Annotated in this window: 21 protein-coding genes and 1 pseudogene; 14 read left to right on the top strand and 8 right to left on the bottom strand. The window is 54.3% G+C overall.

The features are described from left to right. Positions 1-14: 14 nt before the first annotated feature. From BXP70_RS15750 to BXP70_RS15720, 7 genes are all read left to right on the top strand, one after another. Positions 15-692, top strand: a complete 678-nt coding sequence (locus BXP70_RS15750; RefSeq protein WP_086595049.1) for a hypothetical protein — start codon at positions 15-17, stop codon at positions 690-692. Between the two features lie 83 nt (positions 693-775). Next, positions 776-1,186 (top strand): hypothetical protein, encoded by a 411-nt coding sequence (locus tag BXP70_RS15745; protein ID WP_086595048.1) that lies wholly within the window; start codon positions 776-778, stop codon positions 1,184-1,186. Between the two features lie 163 nt (positions 1,187-1,349). Further along, a complete protein-coding gene (locus BXP70_RS15740) occupies positions 1,350-2,108 on the top strand; it encodes a hypothetical protein (RefSeq protein ID WP_086595047.1) in 759 nt (252 codons plus the stop codon). 65 nt (positions 2,109-2,173) lie between these two features. Further along, on the top strand, positions 2,174-2,959 hold the full coding sequence (locus tag BXP70_RS15735; RefSeq protein ID WP_086595046.1) for a sensor histidine kinase: 786 nt from the start codon (positions 2,174-2,176) through the stop codon (positions 2,957-2,959). Between the two features lie 48 nt (positions 2,960-3,007). Continuing rightward, on the top strand, positions 3,008-3,421 hold the full coding sequence (locus BXP70_RS15730) for a response regulator (protein WP_086595045.1): 414 nt from the start codon (positions 3,008-3,010) through the stop codon (positions 3,419-3,421). A 121-nt stretch (positions 3,422-3,542) separates the two neighbouring features. After that, complete coding sequence (locus BXP70_RS15725; protein WP_086595044.1) at positions 3,543-4,280, top strand: hypothetical protein; 738 nt, start codon at positions 3,543-3,545, stop codon at positions 4,278-4,280. A 258-nt stretch (positions 4,281-4,538) separates the two neighbouring features. Beyond that, complete coding sequence (locus BXP70_RS15720) at positions 4,539-4,937, top strand: hypothetical protein (protein ID WP_143436525.1); 399 nt, start codon at positions 4,539-4,541, stop codon at positions 4,935-4,937. Between the two features lie 2 nt (positions 4,938-4,939). On the opposite strand, the gene BXP70_RS15715 is transcribed toward BXP70_RS15720, so the two are convergent. Then, a complete protein-coding gene (locus BXP70_RS15715) occupies positions 4,940-5,302 on the bottom strand; it encodes an MGMT family protein (protein ID WP_086595042.1) in 363 nt (120 codons plus the stop codon). 166 nt (positions 5,303-5,468) lie between these two features. Here BXP70_RS15715 and BXP70_RS15710 point away from each other — a divergent pair, with 166 nt between their 5' ends. The 4 genes from BXP70_RS15710 (at position 5,469) to BXP70_RS15695 (ending at position 12,212) form a co-directional block, all read left to right on the top strand. Beyond that, on the top strand, positions 5,469-5,963 hold the full coding sequence (locus BXP70_RS15710) for a YciE/YciF ferroxidase family protein (protein ID WP_086595041.1): 495 nt from the start codon (positions 5,469-5,471) through the stop codon (positions 5,961-5,963). 309 nt (positions 5,964-6,272) lie between these two features. Further along, a complete protein-coding gene (locus BXP70_RS15705; protein WP_086595040.1) occupies positions 6,273-7,412 on the top strand; it encodes an efflux RND transporter periplasmic adaptor subunit in 1,140 nt (379 codons plus the stop codon). A gap of 126 nt (positions 7,413-7,538) precedes the next feature. Further along, entirely contained in the window at positions 7,539-10,649 is a 3,111-nt protein-coding gene (locus tag BXP70_RS15700) for an efflux RND transporter permease subunit (RefSeq protein ID WP_086595039.1), read from the top strand. A gap of 144 nt (positions 10,650-10,793) precedes the next feature. Then, complete coding sequence (locus BXP70_RS15695; RefSeq protein ID WP_086595038.1) at positions 10,794-12,212, top strand: TolC family protein; 1,419 nt, start codon at positions 10,794-10,796, stop codon at positions 12,210-12,212. 94 nt (positions 12,213-12,306) lie between these two features. On the opposite strand, the gene BXP70_RS15690 is transcribed toward BXP70_RS15695, so the two are convergent. Next, entirely contained in the window at positions 12,307-13,467 is a 1,161-nt protein-coding gene (locus BXP70_RS15690) for a zinc dependent phospholipase C family protein (RefSeq protein WP_179197711.1), read from the bottom strand. A gap of 522 nt (positions 13,468-13,989) precedes the next feature. Between BXP70_RS15690 and BXP70_RS15685 the strand changes: the two genes are divergently transcribed. The 3 genes from BXP70_RS15685 to BXP70_RS15670 all read left to right on the top strand — a co-directional run bounded on the left by BXP70_RS15685 (position 13,990) and on the right by BXP70_RS15670 (position 16,980). Then, a complete protein-coding gene (locus tag BXP70_RS15685; RefSeq protein ID WP_086595036.1) occupies positions 13,990-14,457 on the top strand; it encodes a VOC family protein in 468 nt (155 codons plus the stop codon). A 673-nt stretch (positions 14,458-15,130) separates the two neighbouring features. Further along, the gene (locus BXP70_RS15675; protein WP_086595034.1) at positions 15,131-15,727 is read left to right on the top strand and encodes a hypothetical protein; all 597 of its coding nucleotides are present in this window, start codon (positions 15,131-15,133) and stop codon (positions 15,725-15,727) included. Positions 15,728-16,395: 668 nt separating this feature from the next. After that, positions 16,396-16,980, top strand: coding sequence for a cysteine hydrolase family protein (locus BXP70_RS15670; protein WP_086595033.1), 585 nt, complete (start codon positions 16,396-16,398; stop codon positions 16,978-16,980). A 325-nt stretch (positions 16,981-17,305) separates the two neighbouring features. Here BXP70_RS15670 and BXP70_RS15665 read toward each other — a convergent pair whose 3' ends face one another. From BXP70_RS15665 to BXP70_RS15645, 6 genes and pseudogenes are all read right to left on the bottom strand, one after another. Further along, positions 17,306-19,390, bottom strand: a complete 2,085-nt coding sequence (locus BXP70_RS15665; RefSeq protein ID WP_086595032.1) for a CehA/McbA family metallohydrolase domain-containing protein — start codon at positions 19,388-19,390, stop codon at positions 17,306-17,308. Between the two features lie 342 nt (positions 19,391-19,732). Further along, a complete protein-coding gene (locus tag BXP70_RS15660) occupies positions 19,733-20,095 on the bottom strand; it encodes a MerC domain-containing protein (RefSeq protein WP_086595031.1) in 363 nt (120 codons plus the stop codon). 216 nt (positions 20,096-20,311) lie between these two features. After that, positions 20,312-20,851, bottom strand: a complete 540-nt coding sequence (locus BXP70_RS15655) for a hypothetical protein (protein ID WP_143436524.1) — start codon at positions 20,849-20,851, stop codon at positions 20,312-20,314. Between the two features lie 448 nt (positions 20,852-21,299). Further along, positions 21,300-21,479, bottom strand: coding sequence for a hypothetical protein (locus BXP70_RS31060; protein WP_394334992.1), 180 nt, complete (start codon positions 21,477-21,479; stop codon positions 21,300-21,302). A 212-nt stretch (positions 21,480-21,691) separates the two neighbouring features. Continuing rightward, a pseudogene (locus BXP70_RS31055) lies at positions 21,692-22,207 on the bottom strand (glycerophosphodiester phosphodiesterase family protein); the annotation flags it as partial. A gap of 310 nt (positions 22,208-22,517) precedes the next feature. After that, on the bottom strand, positions 22,518-24,092 hold the full coding sequence (locus tag BXP70_RS15645) for a RagB/SusD family nutrient uptake outer membrane protein (RefSeq protein ID WP_086595029.1): 1,575 nt from the start codon (positions 24,090-24,092) through the stop codon (positions 22,518-22,520). Positions 24,093-24,123 lie beyond the last annotated feature (31 nt).

The raw sequence follows: 24,123 nt of genomic DNA, 5'->3' as shown, positions 1-24,123 counted from the left end.
CTGAGCTCTTCTTGATGCTGCAAATTCCTGCTTGGCTCCTAACGGCTTCTGACGTGCTGGAATGGGTATCGCAGCTAAGCGTGCTTGTGCCCCTGGCAATTGCGTGGCGTCGCCGTGTCTTCTTCACGCCGGCCGTCCGGGTGCTGTCGGGGTACGTGTACCTTTCCTTGTTTACCTCGCTGGCCTTACAGATCGGGCGCCACGTTCTGCACCTCAACAACCCGGTTCAGCACCTTTACACGCTGCTGAAAACGCTGCTGTTTGGCCGGATGTACTACCTTGCCTTGCGCCGCCCTTGGCACCGGCAATTGGTGTATTGGCTTACGCTAGGGTTTATAGGCTTTGCGGCGCTCGATGCGTTTTACCTAGAAGGCTTAACGCGTTATAATTCGTACGGGCGTGCTGTTCAGAGTTTGCTGCTTATTGGCTTCGCAATGCTCTATTTTGAGCAAATGCTGCGCGAGTTGCGCGTATCTCGCCTAGAGCAAGACCCTTTGTTTTTAGCTAGTGTCGGTCTAGTAATTTATTCGGCGGGCACGGGAATGCTGTTTGTGCTGATCAATAATTTCAACGAATCGTTGTCGATTCTTACCCTAGCTTTCGACAGCGTATTTCTGTTGAATATTGCTTTTAACGTTTTATTATCGTTCGCTTTTTTGCGAGAACCTGCGACTGAAGTAAGCCAGCGGTAATTCTACAATTGCTTTATCCGTAAGCGAATTTTGCTTTTTTTAGCATCTCTTCAGTCTTTTTTTTACTTCTGCCTTCTTTCGTAATGTCTGATTATACTCTTTTCGACTCCGCCGCGGGCCAATTCTTTTCTACTATTACCGAGCCGAAAGCGTGGGCGAAGCGTTACCGCAACGAGCACCCGGAGTTCGACGAAAACAACCTAGCTCAAAATCCTCTTTATTCAACTTACTTCAGCAAAGAGTTTGTTGAATCTATTTTGAATCAAGCACGGCCAGCTAGCTCGCCGTGCGTAGGCTTACGCATTTACCGCGGCACCGATAGCAACCAGAAGCAGCATACAATCCTCGTCGGCGTCGACCCCGATGGCAACGACATTCTGTACGCCACCGCGAACGACGGCACCGCCAATGCGGACCAGATCATGGTCGGAAACTACGGAAAAGGCTGCCCCCCTGATTGTGGCACCTCAGGCACCGGACTCATGGCCGACTAACAGGAAGGCCGCCCACCAACCTTACCTAGGTCTTTTTCCAATGACTTGTTAGCAGGACCCACGTCTGTTTAACGCTCACTTGTCGCAGCTTCCTACATATCGTGTTTGCTTGCCGACGCATAGCCCAAAATCAAATTTCAGATCCGCTCTACGCAAAAAAAGTATGGATATAGAGAGGGTGCTTGATCGTGTAGCTGAGCTGTACTTCATTATTCCGTTGGCAGTTGCCTCCGTGCGTGAGAGCAATTTACCGTCAGCGTTTCGCTCCGTCTATAATTTTCTGATCGTTATATTTATTGGGGCTGCCATCCGTCGTGGGGCAACTATTGCTTTTCACAATAATCTATTTACTTATCATTTTTTCACCGCTGCAGAAGTATATTTCCTGGGCCAAGCATATTACAGACTTACTTCTTCACGCCCCACACGAATTGCCATTCGCACGGCACAGTTTTTATTTATTCCGCTAGCGCTCCTGGACGCCACAATCGCAGGTGGTTTGATGGCGCATATTAATACCCTAGCTAATACATACTCGGGTACTGTGTTCGTCGCCCTAGCTCTTCTTAATCTATTTAATCTACTAGAGAGCGACGCAAAAAGTTTATTTAAAAATCCTTATTTTATTTTTAACGTTGCCATTTTAATTGATTCCACTATTACCACAACTATTCATACACTCTCTTATTTCTCATTAGAGAAAAATTTATTAGAGAAAAGTTTGTTTAATGATGTTATGATCGTGTTTCCTTACATAAACGCTCTTTATGTAGGCCTACTTGCTTATGCTTTCTCTCTCTTTAAGCTAGCCGTAAACCCTCTTGACGCGTTGCCATGCTGGCTACGCTTTGCCGCTAGGCGCCGCCCAGAGCGGCCCGCTCGCCTATCCGCTCAACCGGACACCACGCAGGTCACTGTATAAGCACGCAGCGCCTTGCCCCGGTCAGTTTCGCTCGCAACAGAGAGTTGCCTTTTGGTCTGTAATTCATGAACGAGGCGCTTGTTCCGCTGCTTCTGGTCACGCCTATTCTGCTGCTGCTCGCGCTGGGTATCGTGGGCTTCGTGATTCGCTACCAACGGCGCCTCATGTCGCAGCGCGAAGAAATGCAGCTGCTCCAGCAGAAAGGACAGCGCGAAGCCCAGCAGCAGGCGCTTGAGGCAGCCCTGCTGGCCCAGGAAGACGAACGCCGCCGCATTGCCGCCGACCTCCACGACGGCGTAGGCACGACCCTAGCTATCGTGAAGCTGCACTTGAACGCGCTCCAACAACCCGACCTTACGCAGGAAGCGGCTTCCTTGCTCGATCAAGCCATCAGCGAGGTGCGCCGTATCTCACGCAACCTGCTGCCGGTGGCCTTGCAGAAGTTTGGGCTTCCTTTCGCCCTCGACGCGCTGGCCCGCACCGTGCCGGCCGAAGGTCCTACGCAGCTCGTGCTGGAACAGCGCGGCGCACCACGCCGCCTCGAGCCCAGCTATGAACTGATTGCGTACCGGGTGGTGCAAGAGCTGCTTGGCAATGGCTTGCGCCATGCCCGCGCCTCGACCATTACCATCATCGTTGACTTTGGTCCTTCCCAATTGGAATTGCATTATACCGATAACGGTATCGGCTTCGATTTGGCGGCGGTAGAAAGTCAGCCTTCTTCCGCCACACGTACTGGCCTAGGTCTTACGAACTTACGCAGCCGGGTAGCGTTGCTACAAGGTACTTTTCGGCAGGAATCTGCTGTAGGATCTGGTAGTCAGGTTTGGATTTCGCTACCGCTTCCGTAACTTACCGCCGAGCAATCACCTGCCTTCGTTATCCTCTAACCTGTTATTATGTCCAATCAGCTTATCCGCCTAGCCGTAGTAGACGATCATATTTTATTTCGTAAAGGTCTTCGGGCGCTGCTTAGCGGTTTTCCGGGCATAGAGGTGATTTTTGAGGCGGGCGATGGGCAGGAATTGTTAGAACGGCTTGATCAGGGTAGCACACCCGACGTGGTGTTAATGGATTTGCAAATGCCGGTGCTAGATGGCTTGCAAACTACGCGCCTGCTGCGCGTGCAATACCCACACGTGCGCATCATCATTATTTCTATGCACGATGAGCCGGAGCTAATTGAAAACTTGATGCAGGAGGGCGCCCACGGCTATCTGCTCAAAAACGCTAATCCAGATGAAGTTCGTAGCGCTATCCTAAAAGCCATTGGCCGCAGCCGCAAGTACCCGCTGCTAGCGGAGCTGAACTAGGCTTTGTCTTTCTGCTTTCATTGAAAAGGGCCGTTCACTATAGTGAGCGGCCCTTTTTATGGCTTTGGAGTAATTATTGAATTATATATTTTATACTATGTAAAGGTTTCTTTCATCCATTATGCGTTTAAAGTTTATTCCTTTTCTTTTCCTCCTCAGTTTACCGCTACTGCCTGCTTGGGCGCAATCGTCCAGTAAATATACCCTCGACCTCAGAGCAGATAAGGCCAATCCTGTTGTCTCGGACGCCCTGTACATAGCGCAGGTTGTTGATTTACGCCTCAATCAGAACAACATCGGTTGGGTACAAGGCGGCATGTACGAGAACCGCATCCTCGCGAATTTCCGTCACGACTTCAAGCAAGAGCTCACCAGCTTTGTACAAGCAGCTAGCCCACGTAAACCAAACGCGCACCCTATTCTTATGTGCGTGCGGGAACTCCAAGTTGCGGAACATGCAAAGCAAACGCACCAAACCGCAAGCGCAGAACTAGTAGTCGATTATTTATACCAGCAGAGTAATGGCTACCATCTGGTAGCCCATACGGCTGAGGCAGTAACATCGAAGAGTCTAGGCGATGCTACCGCCTATCACGAGTACAACCTGGTGAAGATTCTTAACCAAAGCTTGGCAAAGCTAGCAAGCATCAACCTGGAGCAAGTAGTTGCGACTGCTCCGGCCATGACGTGGGAAGAGGTGCTAGGCAGCACCAATCGTACGCAGGCAAACTACCCCATTATGGCTGATGAGGTGCTCCGCCCTGGTGTTTACGCAACATTTCAGGAATTCCGGAACAATGCACCAAGCTTAATCGGCACCATCGACGTAGAGAAAGCCGCGCTGCAAGGCAATGGTTAGGCTGCTTCTTACCAGGCCATTCCACACTTTCGCAACGCGGAAGGTCGCCAGGTTTCCATCAGCAATAAAGCATGGGGCTTTTGCGATGGCAAGCAGCTTTACATTCGGCACGATAGAGCCTACTTCCCACTGCGGCGGCGAGCCGATAACTTTACGTTCTTAGGTCTTGCTCCACCTGACTGGCGCAACAATCAGCAACAGATGGCACCCACGGGCTCCGGCGCCTTTATGTTTGTTCACGCTGCGCCCAACTTACCTATGGAGTACTCCCTAAACTTAGCCACTGGCCAGGTCAGCGAGTTTGCTCCATCTACAGCGCCAATGGCAGCACCTACCGATACAACTTCAATCGTCATCTACCGGCGGCCCGATGCTGCCCCAGATCAACCAGTTACACTTCTAGTAGATGGTCAAGTAGTAGGCACTTTACGCGGTAACGAGTACGTGGTAATCCCCTGGACTGACAAGAAGAAAGAGCTAGCGCTGTCTGCCCGCACTGCCCAAGAAACAACTTACCGCTTTCACCCTAACTTTTTGGCAGGCAACTACCTCGACTGCCGCTTAGTTTCGGCAACCCAGGCGGCACCTAGGCTTCGCCTTGTGCTAGCCGAAGAAGGCGCGGTCCACGTTGCCGAACTCAATCCGGCCAAGGAGTAGTCCTACCCTAGCTCCGTGCTTGGATCCCAGAACAGACGCTTGAATTCTTGCACCTGATCGTTCTCCACACGCACGCCTTCAGCCTCCAGGGCTTCCTGCATGGCCGTTGGAGTGGCAAAGTGCTGCCGCCCGGTAAGCAACCCCAGCCGGTTGATAACCCGGTGCGCGGGTACGGCAGTAGATCCGGTCAACGGATGCGCCGCCATCATCGCCCACCCCACCATTCGGGCCCCGTGTCGCGCCCCTAGGTAGTGCGCAATGGCGCCGTACGTGGTAACGCGCCCCGGTGGCACGAGCCGCACTACATCATGCACATCTTGAAAGAAATTGCGGTGTGCCTCAGTAGGTTCTTTGGGAGATTTCATACCTCAAAATTAGCAGAAGAAATAGCTGAACAAGCAAGTAAAACAAGCTCAGCGCTAGCGGAAAAGCCCTTTTTTTATTTAAACCTACTAGAATGGCAGGGCGTAAGAGCGGACGTATTGTTCTACCGAACATTGCTGTTTTCCACCCATTTCTACCCAAACTGCTATGTCTGACAAACTAGAAACCCTCGACGATCTGTTCCAAGAACAACTCAAAGACTTATACAGCGCCGAGAATCAGCTGCTAAAAGCAATGCCGAGCATGGCCAGCGAAGCAAAAGACCAACGCCTGATGCAGAGCCTCGAACTGCACCGGCAAGAAACGGAAAACCAGGTGACGCGTTTGGAGCAAATTGCGCAGTCGCGCGGTATCGACCTAGGTGGGCACACGTGTAAGGCTATGCAAGGCCTGATAGCCGAAGGCCAGGAAACCTTGTCGGAAGATGCTTCCGACGAAGTGAAGGACGCCGCCCTCATTGCTGCGACTCAGCGCATTGAGCACTACGAAATAGCGGGTTATGGCACAGCTGCTCACTACGCCGAGCGTCTTGGCTACGACGAGGCTACATCGCTGTTGCGTCAGACGCTTCAGGAAGAGCAGAATACTGATACGAAGCTCAACGATCTTGCGAAAAGCTACATCAACCAGAAAGCCATGTAAGTGGTCAGTTGATTCCGAAGAAAAAGCCTGCAACCTGCAGGCTTTTTTTGTGTCTTAGCAAATAGTAAATCTCTAGGGCAGTTGTTTCCTGCTGAAACTCACCACCTTCGGATTATCTTATCTGATAACGCTCTGACATCTGCTACGTTAACTTCTTAGATCGGTGCAGCCGTACTTCTCGGCTTAAGCGTTGGTCCGGAAATTTTGGCGAAATCTGCTACGCTGAACCCCAAGGAATGTGCTCGCGTTGTACCATTTCGTCTCCTTGAAAACAAACGTTCTACTAGTCCGGGATTAGCCTCCCCATTTATGCAAGTAAAAGAACAAGAGCCCGTTGTAGCGGAGCCGCGTCCAGGACGCCGGATACTATGGATTGTTATTTCCCTGGCGCTTCTTGCGGCGCTGGTATTTGTCAAGATCCGCTATTTCCCATCCCCTACCGAGGGGGGCAAGGGCGGTGGTAAAGGCGCCGGCGCGGGCGGCAAAGGAGGCGGCGCGGGTGGCGCGGGGGCCAAAATTCCCGTCACGGCGTACGTGGTGCAGCCTACTCGCCTAGCCGACGTGGTAGCGGCAACAGGTTCTGTTATCGCGGACGAGTCGGTGGTAATTCAGAGCGAAATAGCCGGCAAAATTACCAGCCTCAACTTCAAGGAAGGGCAGCCCGTTCGGAAGGGCCAACTCCTGTTTACGATTAATGCCGCCGATGTACAGGCTCAGTTGCGTAAGCAGGAATACAACATCAAGCTCTATCAAGACCAGGAAAAGCGCGAGCGTACACTACTAGAAAAAGAGTACATCAGCCGCCAGGAATACGAGCAGAGCAATAACGCGCTGCTAACGGCCCAAGCTGATCTGCAAGCCTTACGCGTCACGCTGGACAAGGCAAACGTGCGCGCGCCGTTCGACGGCGTGCTCGGGTTGCGCTCGGTGTCCGTGGGCGCTTACGTTTCGCCGGGCACTTCCATCGTGACGTTGTCGCGCATCCAGCCGGTAAAAGTTGACTTTAGCATCCCTGGCCGCTACGCCCAATCGGTGCGCGCAGGCGACCCTATCCGCATCACGGACGAAGCCACAACCAAAGAGTACCGGGCGAAAGTGTACGCCATTAATCCACAGATCGACCCCGCTTCGCGGACGCTGGCCATTCGGGCGGTTTATGCTAACGCCAACCGGGAACTGCGGCCCGGCGCTTTCGTGCGCGTCAACCTGGAGCTAGGTCAGATTACCGATGCCTTGCAGGTCCCGACGGAAGCTGTTATTCCGAACGCCAGTGGCTACACTGTCTTCACGGTGAAGAACGGAAAAGCAAAAGTGCAGCCGGTAAAAATCGGTATTCGCTCAGAGCAAGTAATTCAAATTATTGATGGCCTAGCGGTGGGCGACACTATCGTGCGCACCGGCATCTTGCAAGTGAAAGCCGACAGCCCAGTGAAAGTGCAAACGCAGTAAACTCGGCGCGGCGCCTAGCCTCCTGCGTGTTGCGCAGGCGCGGCTTAGCCATCCGGGTAGCGCCACGCTTGCTAGGTTTAGAAGTCGCAGAACAGCGCTTTATCCATCCCATTTAGCTAACTAATCATGAGCTTATCTTCCACTAGCATCAACCGGCCGGTTTTGGCTATCGTGATGAGCATGCTCATTGTGATATTTGGTGTTATCGGCTTTCGGTACCTCGCTATCCGGGAGTACCCTAGCGTCGATCCGCCCATCATTACGGTACAAACCAGCTATACCGGCGCCTCCGCCGACGTGATCCAATCGCAGATTACGGAGCCGCTGGAAGAAGGTATCAACGGCATTGCCGGTATCCGGAACCTGTCGTCGACCAGCCGCGATGGGGCCTCTACCATCACGGTGGAGTTTGACCTAGGGGTAGATCTGGAAGCGGCCGCCAACGACGTGCGCGACAAAGTGTCGGGCGCGCAGGGCCGCTTGCCGCGCGACGTGGATCCGCCCATCGTGAGCAAAGCCAACGCCGACTCCTCGCCTATTATCCTGAGCTACTTGAGCAGCTCGTCGCGGACGCTTCTGGAACTGACCGACTACGCCAACAACGTACTAAAGGAGCGGCTGCAAACCATTCCAGGCGTGAGCGAAATCCGGGTGTGGGGCGAGCGGAAGTATTCGATGCGCTTGTGGCTCGACCCGGTGAAAATGGCAGCCCTAGGTATTTCGCCGGTTGATGTGCAAACGGCCCTCGCCAAGCAAAACGTAGAGCTGCCGAGCGGGGCTGTGCAAGGGCAAACCACCCAGCTTTCGCTCCGCACCATGGGCCGCCTATCGACGGTCGCAGACTTCAATAACCTCATTCTGCGCAACGACCCTAGCTCACAGGTACGCCTAAGCGACATTGGCTACGCCGAGCTTTACCCGGAAAACGACCAAACTATTCTGCGCCGCAATGGCGTACCGATGGTAGGCGTAATGGCTATTCCGCAGCCTGGCTCCAACCAGATTGCCATTACTGACGAATTCAACAAGCGCGTTAACCAGTACAAAACCGACTTGCCGAAAGATTTAACGCTGATCAATGGATTTGACAACTCCATCTTCATCCGGGCATCCATCGCGGAAGTTGAGGACACCATTATTGAAGCCTTCGTTTTGGTGGTACTCGTCATTTTCTTGTTCCTGCGCGACTGGCGCTCGACGCTGATTCCGGTGGTTGCCATTCCGGTTTCTCTGATTGGTATCTTCTTCGTGATGTACGTGATGAACTTTACCATCAATGTGCTCACGCTCCTAGCTATTGTACTGGCTATCAGCCTTGTGGTCGACGACGCCATTGTGGTATTAGAAAATATCTACAGTCGCATCGAGGAAGGTGAGTCGCCCCTGGAAGCAGCCTTGAAAGGCTCCGAGGAGATTCTGATGGCTGTCGTTTCTACGACGGTGGTGCTGGCGGCGGTGTTTCTGCCGGTGGTGTTTCTGTCGGGCATCACCGGACGCTTGTTCCGCGAATTTGGGATTGTGCTGGCGGGCTCGGTGCTCATTTCAGCCTTCGTGTCGCTCACGCTCACCCCAATGATGTGCTCGAAGCTGCTGAAAAAGCAGGAGAAGCATAATTGGTTTTACCGCAAAACGGAGCCCTTCTTCGAGGGGCTCACAAACGGCTACCGGAGCGCGCTGGAAGGCTTTCTGCGTAACCGGTTCCTCGCTTGGATCATTGTGGCCATGACAGGCGTAGGTATCTGGTTTTTCATGGGGGCGTTGCCCTCCGAGCTAGCTCCTATTGAAGACCGCAACCGGATCAGCATTTCGGCCACGGCTCCCGAAGGCGCTTCCTTCGAGTACATGGATAGCTTCATTATGCAGCTCTACAAAGTGGTGCAGGATAGTGCCGGCGTCGCGGCCAATAACATTCTGACCGTGACGGCGGCGGGTGGCGGCAGCGGTGGCGGTAGCGTAAACACTGGTATTGTGCGCGTCTATCTGAAGAACCCTGAGCAGCGTAAACGCTCACAGCAACAATTCTCCGACATCTTGACTGCCAGCGTGAAGCCCTTGACCGGAGCTAGGGTCTCGGTATCGCAAGAACAGAGTATTGGTTCGGGCGGCGGTCGAGGGGGCGGGCTCCCGGTGCAGTTTGTGGTACAAACCCAGGATTTTGAGAAGCTAACAGAGATTGTTCCGAAGTTCTTGGATGCCGCGCGCAGCAACAACACGTTTAGCTTCGTGGATGTCGACTTGAAATTCAACAAGCCGGAGCTCCGCGTGATCATTGACCGTGAGAAAGCGCAGAGCCTAGGGGTATCGGTGCAAGACATTTCGCAGACGCTACAGGCTGGTTTGAGTGGCCAGCGCTACGGGTACTTTATCCGCAACGGCAAGCAATATCAGATCATCGGACAGGTGGCGCGCCAAGACCGGAATCAGCCGCTGGATGTGCGCACCCTGAACGTGAAAAGCAGCTCCGGCAAGCTCGTGCAGCTCGACAACGTTATTCGGCTGGAAGAAAAAAGCACGCCCCCTCAGCTTTACCGCTTCAACCGCTACAACTCCGCTACGTTCTCGGCGTCGCTGGCCAAGGGTCAAACCCTGGGCGATGGCATTGCCGCCATGCGCGCCATTGCGGATAAGAACCTAGACGATTCTTTTACCACCTCGCTGGCCGGTACCTCACGCGACTTCGAGGAAAGCTCCTCGTCGCTGGTGTTTGCCTTCGGCCTGGCCCTGGTGCTGATCTACCTGATTCTGGCCGCGCAGTTTGAGAGCTTCCGCGACCCAGGCATCATTATGATCACGGTGCCGCTGGCACTATCGGGCGCACTTCTGAGCTTGTGGTACTTCAACCAAACGCTCAACTTGTTTTCCCAGATTGGCATTATCATGCTCGTGGGCCTCGTAACGAAAAACGGTATTTTGATCGTGGAGTTTGCGAACCAAAGCGTGGAAAAGGGCGCCGATTATATGACGGGGCTCATTGAGGGCGCCACGGCCCGCTTCCGCCCTATCCTCATGACCAGCCTTTGCGCCGTGCTCGGTATTCTGCCTATTGCCGTTGCGACGGGTGCGGGTGCCCTAGGTCGGCGCGCCATGGGTATTGGGGTAGTGGGCGGTCTGTTCTTCGCAACGGGCCTCACGCTGTTTGTGGTGCCGGTAATGTACTCGTACTTCGCCACGGCGAAAAAGCACAAACCGGAGCCTAAGTCGGAACCGGAGAAAAAGCGAGAAGCGGTGCCCGCCTAGCCTTCTGCCACGACCTAGGGTAAGTTACCCTAGGTCGTGCGCTACTTCCTTTTTATAGCATCATCTTTATAGCACTGGCCTTCCACAAGGGATAGAACAGCCGCAGCAAGGCATCCGCCACGCCCCTCCCTACTTACTTTGCCAATGGCTCTTTTTACGCTTCGTCTTAGTATTTTTTCTTTCTTGCTCTTACTGACGCCTTTCGTGCAGGCGCAGCAACAAAATCAGCTTGCCAAGCCCCAGACCGTAGCCGATGCCCCGCCGCTTACGCTTCAAGATGCGATTCGACTTGGCCTAGAGCACAACTACAGCATCCGGCTGTCGCAAACGGACCAGGAAATTGCCCGCAACAACGTGACCCGCGGCAACGCGGGACAGCTACCGATTGTGGATGCTAGCTTTACGCGAACCTACAACCTCAACTACTCGCGTCAGCAAACCGGCGACAATGCCCCTAGCGTAGTGCGCGGCGGACGCTCCAACGCATTGGTAGGCAACGCTGGCGTTACCTGGACGATCTTTGATGGCTTCGGGATGTTCATTGCCTACGACCGATTGCGGGCGCTGGAGCAAAGCCAACAGCACCTCACGCGCGCCACGGTCGAAGAAACCGTTGAGGACATCAGCAATGCGTACTACGACGTGGTGCGCCAGTCCGGCAAGATCAAATCGTTGGAAGAAGCCTTGCTTATTGGGCAGCAGCGCATCGACTTAACCCAGGCGCAGGTTGACGTAGGCGTAAGCGCCAAAGTGGAAGTCCTGACAGCTCGCGTCGATTTCAACGCCGACCGCTCTTTGCTAATCCAACAGCAGGAGCTATTGACCACGGCCAAGATCAACCTCAACAACCTGCTAGGCCGTACTGCCACAACTGACTTCAGCCCCGCCGACTCTATTGTCGTGGAGCGCACCCTCAACCAAGAAAGCATCTTGCAGGATATTGCCGCCCGCAACCCACGCTTGCAGCAAGCGCGCGTAGGCGTGCAAGTCGCCAACTATGACCGCCGCCTCATTCGGGCTAACCGCTTTCCGCAGCTCGACCTGAACGGCAACTACGGCATCAATCGCAACATCAACAACAATGCGATTGTCATCACCCGGACCAACAACACCATCACCACGAGCGTCACGACAAATACCAACCGGATATACGGCCCCAACTACGGCTTTACCATTGGCTTGCCGGTTTTTAATGGGTTCAACAATCGGCGCCTAGAGCAGAATGCCCGCGTGGTAGAAGCCCAAAGCCAGCTGCTGCTCGAACAAACGAACCTCAACCTGAGTACCGAAGCGGCGCAAGCCTTTGCGCAGTACCAAAACCGGTTACAGCTGCTTCAACTGGAAGAGGATAATATTACCCTAGCTCGCCAGAACGTTGCTATTGCATTAGAGCGTTACCGGTTGGGTTTGCTCACGCCGCTGGTATTGCGCGAAGCCCAACTCAGCCAAATTGCCGCGGCCACGCGCCTGCTCGATATTCGTTTTCAGGCCAAACAGGCTGAGCTAGCTTTGCGGCGCCTAAGCGGCACGCTGGTTCAGGAAAGCGCTACGCAACAGCCGTAAGCACCTAAGTCTCATTGCGGTAAGTGACACCAATATCAAATAGTGGCGGCCTGTACATTCGCGCGAAGCTTAACGCCCTAGTTTGGGCTCAGCCCTAGCCGCCCGTTGCTCCCTTCGTCGCTCGCAGAGCCTTAATTGCCTCCTGCGTTTGGCGAATAGTATTCGCTTCTTTCTCGTCTTCTGCGGCTGGCGTTTTTGCCCCTTCAAAGAAGCTCAGAATATTCTTTCGTAGCTCGGGCTCAATATTTTCAAACTTGTGCTCGGCTAGCTTGCGCACCAGTTCCCCGTACGTTTCATCGGCCAGTGGGTACTCTCCTACTTTGGTCGCGTGCCCGGTATCGAAGTCGTAGTTTGGCAGCTCCGGTGATTTACCTTTTGCACTGGCATTTTCTTCGCGTTTGAGCGCCATGCAATAGTCCTGCATCACGTCCGCAAAACTTTGCTTGAAAAACTCCTGCGCTTGGGGCGTAGGCAAGCGAAAAGCAAAAGGCTTTAACGGACCAATTTTCGGTAGCACGGCCACCAATTTAGACAACAGACGCGCCCCAAAGCCGGGTTTTTCGTACGCTACGCCGTATTCACGCCGGAATTCGCGGGGGCTTTGGTGATACACGTAGTCCCGGCGTCGAGCACGCGGGCTGAGCTTGCGAATTTGCTTGCGCTCGGCGTGCCAGGCCGCACGAGCAGCCGTCGGGATAAGTTGCTGCACCGAAAATCGAAAGCTCCCTACGGCTAGGTCTATATTGAATATCACCTTGCTTAGCTCCAAGCCATAGGTTTTGTAAAAGGCTCTTTCCAGCAAAGGCTTACTCACCTGAAAGCCAATGAAATCGTGGTAAGTATCGGAGCGGTAGCGGCCAGCGGCGAGCTGTACCACGTCGAAAGCAAACTCTAGCTGCGTGTGCTGCTTAGGGGCTTCCTCGTACGTAATAAAGTTACCGAACTTAGCCGCTAGCTCGGGGTACACCGACGCCATAGCCCGGTTTGTTCCTTCTGAGTGGCCTTTTATATCGGCTACGTAGTGCGCCAAAGCACCTAGGGCAAAGGCGTACTCGTTGCGGTCGTGCGCTTCGTCGAGGAGGTTGCGCACTAAGTCGCCGCTGCGCACATAGTGCGCTAGGTTGGTGAATAGCTGCGAGCCGAAGGGGTAGAAACCCATATCCTGAATAATGGAGCCGCCATACGCATACGATTTGGCTTCTTTCCACTGCTCATAGGTCGCGCCCGGATAGCGCTGGTTCAGTAAGGGTACCAAGCATCTACGCCAACACGAATCGACATTTGCTTGATGGGTAAGCACGGAATAGGCAGATACCGAGCCTGGTGCAAATACCAGCCAGACCAAGATCCAGAGTAGCCTTTTTAACATGAAAGTAGAGCGCGAAATGCAAAGACGTAAACTACTTAGCCGAAGGTGTGTCAAACAGCAAGTAGCAACTTACAAACTTCCTTATATAGGAAAATTACTACATATACGAAAAAGCTCAAGCATAGTTGTAACCTCAACAGTAGTATTCATGCCTGCCTTGATACTGGCGCGCTTAGAATACGGGTGAGGGTCTACCTAGCTTTTGGCTGCATTGCGCAAGGCGTCAACGACACGCAGGCACGGCCCGAAGCTTCTACAAAAGCTGAAACAATCACCATTGCTGCGGAAATATTCACCATATATCTCGCTCGGGCAACCTAGACCTTTGTACTACCTAGCTCAGTCGCCTCGGGCTTTATCATTGCTTATCACACTTCGTCGAAAACGGCGACGCTCAACCTGCAGTACATGCAAAACCCAATAGACACTACACCGCTTGAGATGCCGCAAAAAACGTCGGATGGCATCAACGAAAAAATGCGCGCCGCTCATGTCGGGCTGCGCACCCCCGATTACGAAGGAACCATTCGATGGTACACAGAGAAGCTAGGTTTCCGGTTGCTCCAACAATGGACAGTAGGCGACTTGCAGCTCGCCTTTCTGGCACCGGCGAATGATGATGCCTTCTGGCTAGAAGTGCTGAGCGGCGGAATCCCAAACACCCAACCAGCTCCCTCCCACCTAATTAGTTCGGGCTTCCAGCACTTATGCCTAGAGGTTGACAACGTTGAAGAAACGTTAGCGGTACTGCGCACCCGTGGGGTTGAGGTTGTTCGAGAATCATTCAACGTGCCAGCTATCGGAAAGCGTTGCGGCTTCATTGCTGACTTGTACGGCAACGTAATCGAGCTAGTATCAACCATCGAGGCCAACTAGTTCCGGTTAGCTACTGCAAAGAGCGGATGCTCAATGAACCCTTCCTCCTAGCGATACCCTGAAAAGCAAAAAGCCCCGTCTCCTACTCGGAAACGGGGCTTTTTGCATAAGTAAAGCTTTGATCTTCGCATTCGACACTCAAGCTCATGAAAACGCCCTGTTGGCAGCGCCTGATAACTTATTCGGGGAAACAGCTGCAAGGACGAGTGAGTACTTCGAGCTACAAATGAGTGGTTTTGCTCTCTTATCTGAACCTGGAGATATCGCAGTTTTGAGTGGCAACTTTACCATCCGTTAGGGCTATCATCTCTCCCTTGAGAGATCCGAAGATAGATAAGCAGACAGTGTTTTTGCATTTGTCAACCTTGGAGGCTAGCGCATCAAAGTTCACAGTAACCAATCCATCCTACCCGCGCAAAGGAAAAAGACCTTTCACTTAAACTAATCCGGCAGAGAAAAAGGGGAATCCCGCTGGCAAAGGTTGGGGCGTAGCTTGGGAGGTAGTTTTGCCGGCAGTCCCAGGCGGCGTAACGGCGTCCGGGCCATCAGTTAAGTTACTTCCAGTAGTCGTGCTTTGCGTGCTATGCCACGAAAACTTCCATCCACTACCTCCGATTCTAGTCGTCAACGAGAAATGGTACGACCCACCTTTACATGGTGCAGCGCCCTGTTAATGAGTTTGAGCGTAGGGGCCGCAGCGCAAACGCTTGACTCCACCACAACTCCCGGTGGCAGCCCAGTATCCACGAAAAAGGCGCTGTTAGTTAAACTAACAACTGGCTTTACGCGGCCTTGCCCCACGGCGTACTCCGTAGGAACGGTGCCCTTAGTAGTCGGGCTAGAGTATGCGCTGCCTACAGGTTGGAGTGTGTACGCGAACGGGTTGAGCGGCTTTTTGGTGAGTGTGGGGCAACCAAACCTCGTGCAGCTAGGGGTTGGCGGGTTTGAGGCGGGGGTGCGGCACTACTACAACCAGCCGCGCCGGCAGCAGCGCGGCCGCCGTACTGGCGCGGGCATTGGCAACTACTGGGCTTTGCAAACGGCTAGTTTATGGCAGGAAGGCAACGGGTATCAGGCCGCATACGAGTACACGGCCGGCACAGCCCAATGGGGCCTGCAACGCCGTTTGGGCGGGCACGGACTCGTAGATGTTAACCTAGGCCTGGGAGTCTACAATCCGGAACGGACCTCAGGTTTTCGCTCGGAGATTCGCACCCGTAAGCTGGAAGTACTGCCAGAGGTAGGTCTAAAGCTAGGTTTAGTCTGGTAAGCGACATCTCGCTAAGGCCCGGCTTGTTGCATTCCAGGCTTGTGGCCCTAGCTTGCTTCGCGCCCAAAGCAAAAAGGATCATCCGTTAGACCAGCATGGCATGGCTAAGCCTGTCTTCTGATACTGAGCTAGAATCTTTCGAAGAGACGCGCGAAGCTTTTACCAAGGCACCAATACAGGAAAGCAAGGCAGACGGCAACTAGTTGTTGCGTCTACCGCGCAGGCGCGGCCAACACGTTATGCTTAAAGCAAGGTTGATGTCCCAGGCAGAAAGTCCTGCCAAACGTTTGATGACAAAAATCCGCTTGAGATAAGTGGAAATCCGTTTGGCGAAAGTGAGCCGTAATGAGCTTTCCTAGTTTTGGCATGACTCTGCGGCCCGCTCTCCTCCGATTATTTGACTAGCCCTGAGGTTAGCAAGGTCCTATTCGGCACGGTGCTTTCCCTGGTTTCTACTCCCTCCCGATGCACACCCCTCACCTACTGCTTCGGCAATAACACCCGCATAATTTAACCGCGCTAAACGAGAATGCAAGAGTGATGGAGCCTTTTCCGGCATAACTAGGTCACGCGGATAATTATCTAATACCCAGCCAACCGGAGGTGTTTCCGCTGCACGATCGAATGCTTTTTCCATCTACCTACGTCTTCCTATACGCATCCATCGTATGCCGCTTTTGCCAACCACTAAGCCTGCTTTGTTGCTGATTGATATACAGCAAGGCTTCGATAACCTAGCGTACTGGGGTGAGCGCAACAACCCCGATGCGGAGCACAACGCTGCTAGGCTGCTAGCGTACTGGCGCGCTAAACAATTGCCCATTTTCCACGTGCAGCATTGTTCTACTGATCCAGCTTCCCCCTTGCGACCTGGGCAAGCGGGTCATGCCTTTAAGAAAGAAGTTCGTCCCGTCTTCGGCGAAACAGTAATTCAAAAACAGGTCAACAGTGCTTTCATTGGGACGGACCTCCACGCGCAACTAGCGGCCCAGCACCTCACGACGTTGGTTATTGCAGGCCTGACCACCGATCATTGCGTTTCGACCACCACCCGTATGGCGGGCAATTTTGGGTTTGATACCTTCTTAGTGGCCGATGCGAGTGCTACGTTCCCCAAAAAGAGCCTTGAGGCACAAACATTTGGGGCCGAACTCATCCACCAAACTGCACTAGCTAGTCTGCAGGGGGAGTTTGCCACTGTAGTCGATACGGCCACTATCCTTCACCAACTAACCGAAGGCAAACCCGCGTAAGGCTGTGCGTATGAGCCAGTGGCGGATGCATACATGGCAGCAGGCAGAGCCGTTAAGCCACCTAGCACTTTACGGTCTGACGGCTTTCGCCCTTACTCCCACACGCGTACCGCGCAGATAAGCAGCTAGCATTCTTCCTGTGCAAGCCACATTCTTAGCAGGACCTTACCGTTGCTGCTTCGTTCCAAATACCTTGAGCTATGCCGACAGGAGTTCTAGCATTTTGTATCCTTGTAGCTGCCCTGCCACTACACGTCCTAGGACAAACCTGCTGTGTTCAACTTTTTTTGAGCTTCCTGATTTTGCGCATACGTGTCGCGGCCAGCTAGTTAACTAGGTACACGGTTTGGGTAAAGGCGCCATTGGCGGCCACGTCCCACGCTTCTAGACGCACCCATTTTTTACCGGTTAGATCGGCCGGCACGTGGAACACCTGCTGGCCGAGCGCCTGCGTGCTGCTCAGATCTACCCGTTGCCGATAAACCCGCTGGCCGTCGCCCGAGATGATTTCGGCAAAGGCCAGCGGAAAGGTCCACCGTAAGTCAAACGTCACGTCCGTTTGGGCGGGATGAGGGAGCTTCGCCGTCTCGCCCGCGCTTTTCCCAGCCACAGTAAACTGCGGAATTAGCACCTCACCGGTAGAGCAAAAAAACCGGCCTTGTTGCAGCGCATCTAGCACCGGCTGCCAGCCCGCCTGGAAAGCAGGAAGGGCCGGCAGCTGCACGTAGTTGACGTTCAGGTGCGCGTACATCTCATTGGCAAAGTTGACGGTGAACAGGTCCGCTTCCGCCAGCATCTTCTTCTGCGTGCCCCAATTGTTGAGGTCGTCTAACAGGTCCAGCGCCCGTTTGCCTAGGCGGGGTTGGGAAAGGTCGGCGGGCAAGGCTTTCCAGGCGGCACCGAGGAAGCGGTCGGCGGTAAAGAACGCCTCTTTCCTGTATTCGTCTGGGTACCCCACCGACCCTTTAGTACGCGCGTGAGCCGTCCAAGCCAAGCCGTTTTCGGCTTGTAGCAAGTCCAGCAGCTGCGTCTTGTCACCAACGTGGTACACCGTACCGTAGCGGGCATCCTGCTGCACAAACGGCACGTCCGGCTTGCGGGCCATTACCCAGTAGACTGGCCGAGGAAACAAGGCCAGCCAGTGTCCGCCCAAGAACTCGTTGGGCTCCTCGCCCGGCAAGAGCAGAAATTTCTCGTCCGACGATTGTCGGCATAGCTCAAACAAAGTAGCTAGCTCCCGCAGACGCTGGTCGTCCGGGCCTTTCGGGTGGGCGGTGTAGTGAAACTCACCTAGGTGCACGATGTCTAGACCTACGCTCTTGAAGAATCGCACGAACTCTGGAACACCTGCTTCTGGCTTGCCAGCCAGCAGAGCCTGCATCACGTACTCGTTGTGAAAGTGGCTGGCCATGGTTTTGTAGCCCGGCACCGTGGCGTACGTATCGTCGTGCGTGTAGCGCTTCACCTGCGTCAGCAGGTTGGCCGCCGAGCCGGCACCGAGCAAGCAGTAAAAGTGCAAGCGTTGCGCCGTGTTCGGCGGCGCATTAAACCAGGGCACGTAGCGTTTATCACCGTACAGGTCTTGCCGAATACCTAGGCCGTAACCCGGCAGCAGCTGGCGGTAGTTGGTGCCAAACCACGTGAATTTCAGATTGAACGCTTCATCTAAAGGGTAGAAATACTGGTGCGGCGCCGGAAATACTGCCAAGCTCCCCCCGGCGGTTTCGCCCAGCACCGTGCGGTATTTTACGGCCACATTGCGGCTGCTATCCGTAGCACCGACCGGAATGCTATGCCACTGATCGTCGGGCGTGGCCCAGCCCACGCTACGCCAGTTCGGCTGCGCGCTTACTAGGCCTGCGTCGTAGAGAATGGCCGTTGAATCTTGCGAGGTCGTCAGCACAGCGGCCACGTTAAACAACGGGCTACCGTGATAAAGCGTCAGCTCCAACTGGCCGCTAAAGCCTGGCGCATGCAGCCCGCCGAGCGTTACTGTGGTGCGCGCACCCGTGCTGCTGACTGCCGCTGTTAGGTGGTCGCGGGTTAGCCGGTACGCCCGAAAGGGCTTCTGAGGCACCTTGTCGAAAAAAATATTCCAGCCATTCTGCGACACTAGGTCCCGCTTCCCTACCGTTAGAATAAATGCGGGCTCTAGGTTGCGGGCAATAACTTGGTTGTGGCCGCGTGTGCGGAGCTGAATGCTGCGAAAAAGGGGAGCGTTGGCCGTTAGGTTCAGCACTACCTTGCCACGATCGGCGCCGGATGCGGGCCAACTTACTTCTAATCGCCCTTGTCGGACCAAGGCAGTGGCGCCACTTTTAGGGTTGAAGGCCGTTAGATCTGCCGTCTGTTGCGCGCGCACCAGGCAAGTAGGTAGCAGCAAGAACAGCAGCAGAGCACCCGCTTTCATAGGCAAAACAAAAGGTAGCAACAACCTAGGCAAGGTAGCGTCCAAGCACACGCTTGCTGCGCCGCCGGTTGCCCTCACGCATAAGGTACCGACAACGGCTTGCATGTGCAAACGATGTATGCCGACTGCGCGCGTCGCATCAACCCATTGGGGCGTGAGCAACAGATTTTCGATGTTTCGCCCTAGTAGTGCGTTTTTCTCGTTTAAGAAAAAGCTCTTTATACTTCTCTTGTTTAGTTATACCAACTTCTGCTACTGAGCTTCTTGGTGCAGGATATTACGCCCTCTACTACGATGATCAGTACTACCGTGGTCAGCGAGAACAAACCGGAGTAGTATCTCCTAAGCACATGTCCGACGACAATAGCGCATATTCAGCAGGTGCGTGCCGATCAGCCCCGCTGAGGCCCCATACTGCACGATTTCCAGCCAAGGATAGTGGCCCTCCCACAGACTCGCTCCCACAAACAACGTGAAGAAACCCCAGAGCGCTATCCGTAGCCTCGTGGCAGACATGCGCCAGGTAGCTAGCATCACTAGCAGCCCACTAGCTAGCAGAAACACACGTTCCCATTGCGCCGTCGGATGATGGTGCACGCCCCAAAATGTGACCAGTAAGGGGCCCGCTACACAATGCAGCAGGCACAAGCTGCTGTTTAGTATGCCGCCATAATCGGCGGCTAAACGAATCCATTGTGTTTTCATATTCCTAGAAGTGAGGCCTACCGGTCTGCAACCGAGTCGCTACGCTGCCAAGACAAGAAGCAGCATACGGGCAGTAGCGAACACGCGAATAAAGGCAGCAGCGGAACAGGGTTGTTCCGCGTAACAAAGGTAAACGGCGGGTCTATTATATGCAACAATGTTACATATAATAGACCCGCCGTTCTACCACCAAGGGGTGTAAGACAGTGTCGCGATTTATTTCTTGGCCGCTAGCAAGGTTTGGTGTTCCGCCTGTATCTTTTTGTGATCGTTGACTAGCCGCTGGTGTTCTTGCTGAATCTGCTGGTCTTCGGTCTTCATCTGGGCATGGTCCTGCTGCATCTGCTCATCGGTAACGTTGCCACTGGCGTGCTTCTGCTCTAGTTCCGCATGGCGCTTCAAGACGGCATCATGTTGGGCCACAACCTGCTGATGCTGCGTAATCAAGCTATTGTGGCGCTTTTCTAAGTCGGCAAAAGCTGGCTTATCGGTGATTCCAGCGGCCTTTGCTGCTGCTACAGCTTGCTGGTGGTCCGTTTCCATTACGGAATCTGCCTCCTGCATCGTGCGATGATCGGCTTCCATCTTTTGGTGGTCGACCACGAGTTGATCGTGTGTAATAGCGGTAGCGGAGGAAGTTGTTTCCGTAGCTGCTCCGGTTGTCTTTTCCGGTGAACTCTGGCAACTGGCGGTCAGCAGGCTAAAACTTAGTAGCCCTAAGGACAGCATAGGGTAAATGAGAGGAACTCGCTTCATGTAGTAAGAAGTGAAGAATATCATATGAAACTATGTTGCAAGTATACGCAGTACTATTCTTCTGGTTGGGAAATTTATAGTTGGGGTCGGCTTAGGATTACTGCGGATGACCTACTAGCTAGGTGGCGTTACTACTAACACGGTCACGCGGCTCAGGCAGTACATGTGCCGGCATGCAGTGCATTTGAAGTGCACACAGTCTGGTGCAGCCGCAGCAGCAAGGTGGTGCCCACGGCACAGCGCGATTTCAGAGTCATTAATGGATCGATGAATCCTTTTCCTCAGTGCGCAAGGTCCGATAGAGGAACCACAGCTAGCTTGGTACCAAGCGGCTGTTTGAAAATGTTTTTTCAGGCCGGCTTGCACCCCGAGCTAGTATCGAAGCAGGTAGCTAGTTTCCGTTGAGTATTAACCCCTAGTAGCAGGTGCTCACGTCGAGCATGGGTGTTTATGGGTGCAGCTTCTTTTTGCGCAGATACGCAATTAGCTCGGCGGGGCGGTCGGTCTGGATAATAGTGGCTCCGTGCGCCAAGAGCCAGCCCCACCCCGCTTCGGGCTGGCGTTCTTCCACGCTGCGCTCATCGTCGTGGCCGGCGTCAAGGCTCGCCCACAAGCTATTGTACCAGATCCGGCCGTTGTCTTTCGGAATAAGTTGGTAGTTGGAGCGCAGCAGCGCACTGTCGGTGGCGAGACCACCTCGACGGCTACGGGATTGAGCTTTTGCTCGTAGTCGCGCAGCATGGTGGCGGCATTGGGCTTGCCTAGGTCCACGATGGGCATGTAGGCTAGCTGCTTGTTGCTGAGCAGATTGCCATTCTCAGCCTTTACCTTCTCATACGGCTCACTCGACTTGATAATGGCGTGGTCGACTGTCCCGATTTTCTCCAGCACGGCGTAGGCTTCCTGGAAGTAGTCGTAACCCTTGTCGACGTTGATCATCACCCGGCCTTTGGCTGCTAGCATGCACTGCTCGAAGGTGGGGATGCGCTGGCGCGTGGGCGCACCGTGCGGGTTCTTGAGGGTGAGCTGCTGTAGCTCAGCCCAGGTGTAGTCCTCGGGTTTGCCCTTGCCCGACGTTGTGCGGTCAATGGTTTGGTCGTGCATGAGTATGAGCACGCCATCTTTGGATTTCTTTAAATCAATCTCGACCACATCCACGCCTTTCTCAATGGCGTACTCGATGGCTAGCAAGGAGTTCTCCGGGGCATTGCGCCAGTCGCCGCGGTGAGCCACCACCAATACCTGCTTGCTAGCAGGGTCGCGCAAGCTGCGGATAATGCCATCTACCCGGCGCTGTTGGGCTTGCGTGGTTCCGACGAGAAGAATGCTGAGAAGAATCAAGGAAATACGAATCATAAAAGGGAATAGGCTAGGTTTTCTGTTGAAATGTAGCGGTGCGGCGGCAGCCTGTTTTATGCTAAATAGGGCTTCAAAAGCGCTTCCGCGACTTTCGAAGCCCTACTTGAATGAGGTACCTACTGTACACCCTAGGTACATTGCTTTATGCCATGCTTTAGGGGCTTAAGCTATTCAACTAAGTTGTCCTTTCGACCAACGGAAAAAATCTTGCTTGTTCCAGGTAGCGCCATCTAGCGTCAGCATGCGAGGTTTCTCCCGTTGGGCAAAAGGACATCTGCTTTGCTGGAACACCTAGTTGGACACGCCCTTAATAGCCGGGGTTCTGGTACATGCCCGCCGGGTTCAACCTGACTTCGTTGAACGGAATGGGATAGTAGTAATCCTTGGCGCCGAAGTTCGAGAGCTGCGCGGCCCCGAAGTCGGCCTGGCTCTTGGTGCGGAAATAGGCGACCAACTCCTCAGGCGTGAAGAAGCGTAGCAAGTCGAACCACCGCTGGTTTTCGAAGGCTAGCTCTACGCGTCGCTCGTGCAGAATGGCGAGCTTGAGCGTGGGATACTTGGCGCTATAGACTGGGTTAACGCTGGCTACTGCGTAGAGCGGCAAGCCGGCCCGCTCGCGCACTTGGTTGAGCAGGCCAGTAGCAGCGGCCACGTCACCTAGGTAGAGGTTTACTTCGGCGAGCATCAAAATCACGTCGGCGTAGCGGAGCAGGAGCCAGTCGTTGCCGCCGTAGCCGTTGGTGCCAGCGGCTGCGCTGGTGTCGCGAAACTTTGTGATGAAGTAATCGCGCACGACGGCGGCGTTGGCGTACTTAATGGAGAACTCCTTGCGCACGTCGCCGGTTTCGTAGTCCTTCACTAGGTCGGGCGTCACGTTGCCGCCCACGCCCGTATTCGGACGCAGCGAGTTAACGGTTTCTCCCTGCGCCTGGGTGTTGGCCGCAATGCGCGAGGAATAGTTGATGTCACCCTGCCGGTACACGATGCGGAAAATAGCTTCTGGGTTCGCCGACTTCTTGGCCACGTCGAACACGTCGGCGTACGGGATTTCCTTTAGCTGCCCAAACGTGCGCTTGTTGTAGGCGTTGGTCAGGTACGTTTTGGCTTGGTTCAGGTTGATGGTGCGGTTGGCTGGGTCGAGCGTAGTGGCCATGGTTAGGTACACTTTGCCTAGCAGGGCCTGCCCCGCCACCTTCGACACGCGCCCCGTGTTGGCAGCCGCTTGCACGTCGGGCAATGGGCTGTTCACCACGTCGGTTAGGTCGGCTACAATCTGCGCGTATACAGTTTCTTTCTTCTCCCGGAACGTGTTGGTATTCGCCTGTTCCGGCGTGGTGAGTTGCGTGGTTACCAGCGGCACATCGCCCCACTTGCGCACTAGCTCGAAGTAGATCAGGGCCCGGATAAACTTGGCCTCGGCTTGGTACTGCGCTTTGGTTTCGGGCTTGGCGAAGGTCACCGTTTCCGAGCCGGCCAGCACGTTGTTGGCCCGCGTGATGATCTGGTAGAGGGCCGTCCAGTGCGTTTGTAGGTACGAGTTGCTTGGCAGCAGCGAGAAGGCGTTGAACTGAAACGGCTCGCCCGCATTCGATTGATTGTCGTTGGTACCGGTGTTGTCAGAGCGTTCTTCCGAGTACAGGCCGCTGCTCTCGGCAATGCCGCTGTTGCTGCGCAGGCCCTGGTACACACCATTCAAGGCGAGCAGCACGTCGTTTTCCGACTTATAATAGTCGGTGGCCGGAATGGCGTTGGGGTTATCTTGGTCCAGAAAATCTTCGCGGCACGCGCCAAGCACCAGCGAGCCGCACAGCAGCACCAAAGTAAGGCCCGAAACCGTGCGGGGCCAAGTACGCCGAAATTTAGTAGGAAAGAAACGTAGCATAGTTTCGGTTGATGAGGGATGAAGAAGCTAC

It is taken from the genome of Hymenobacter crusticola, from assembly GCF_002154225.1.
Classification (GTDB): Bacteria; Bacteroidota; Bacteroidia; order Cytophagales; family Hymenobacteraceae; genus Hymenobacter; species Hymenobacter crusticola.
Note: the sequence above shows the minus strand (reverse complement) of the source record. Positions and strands in the feature narration are given on the sequence as shown.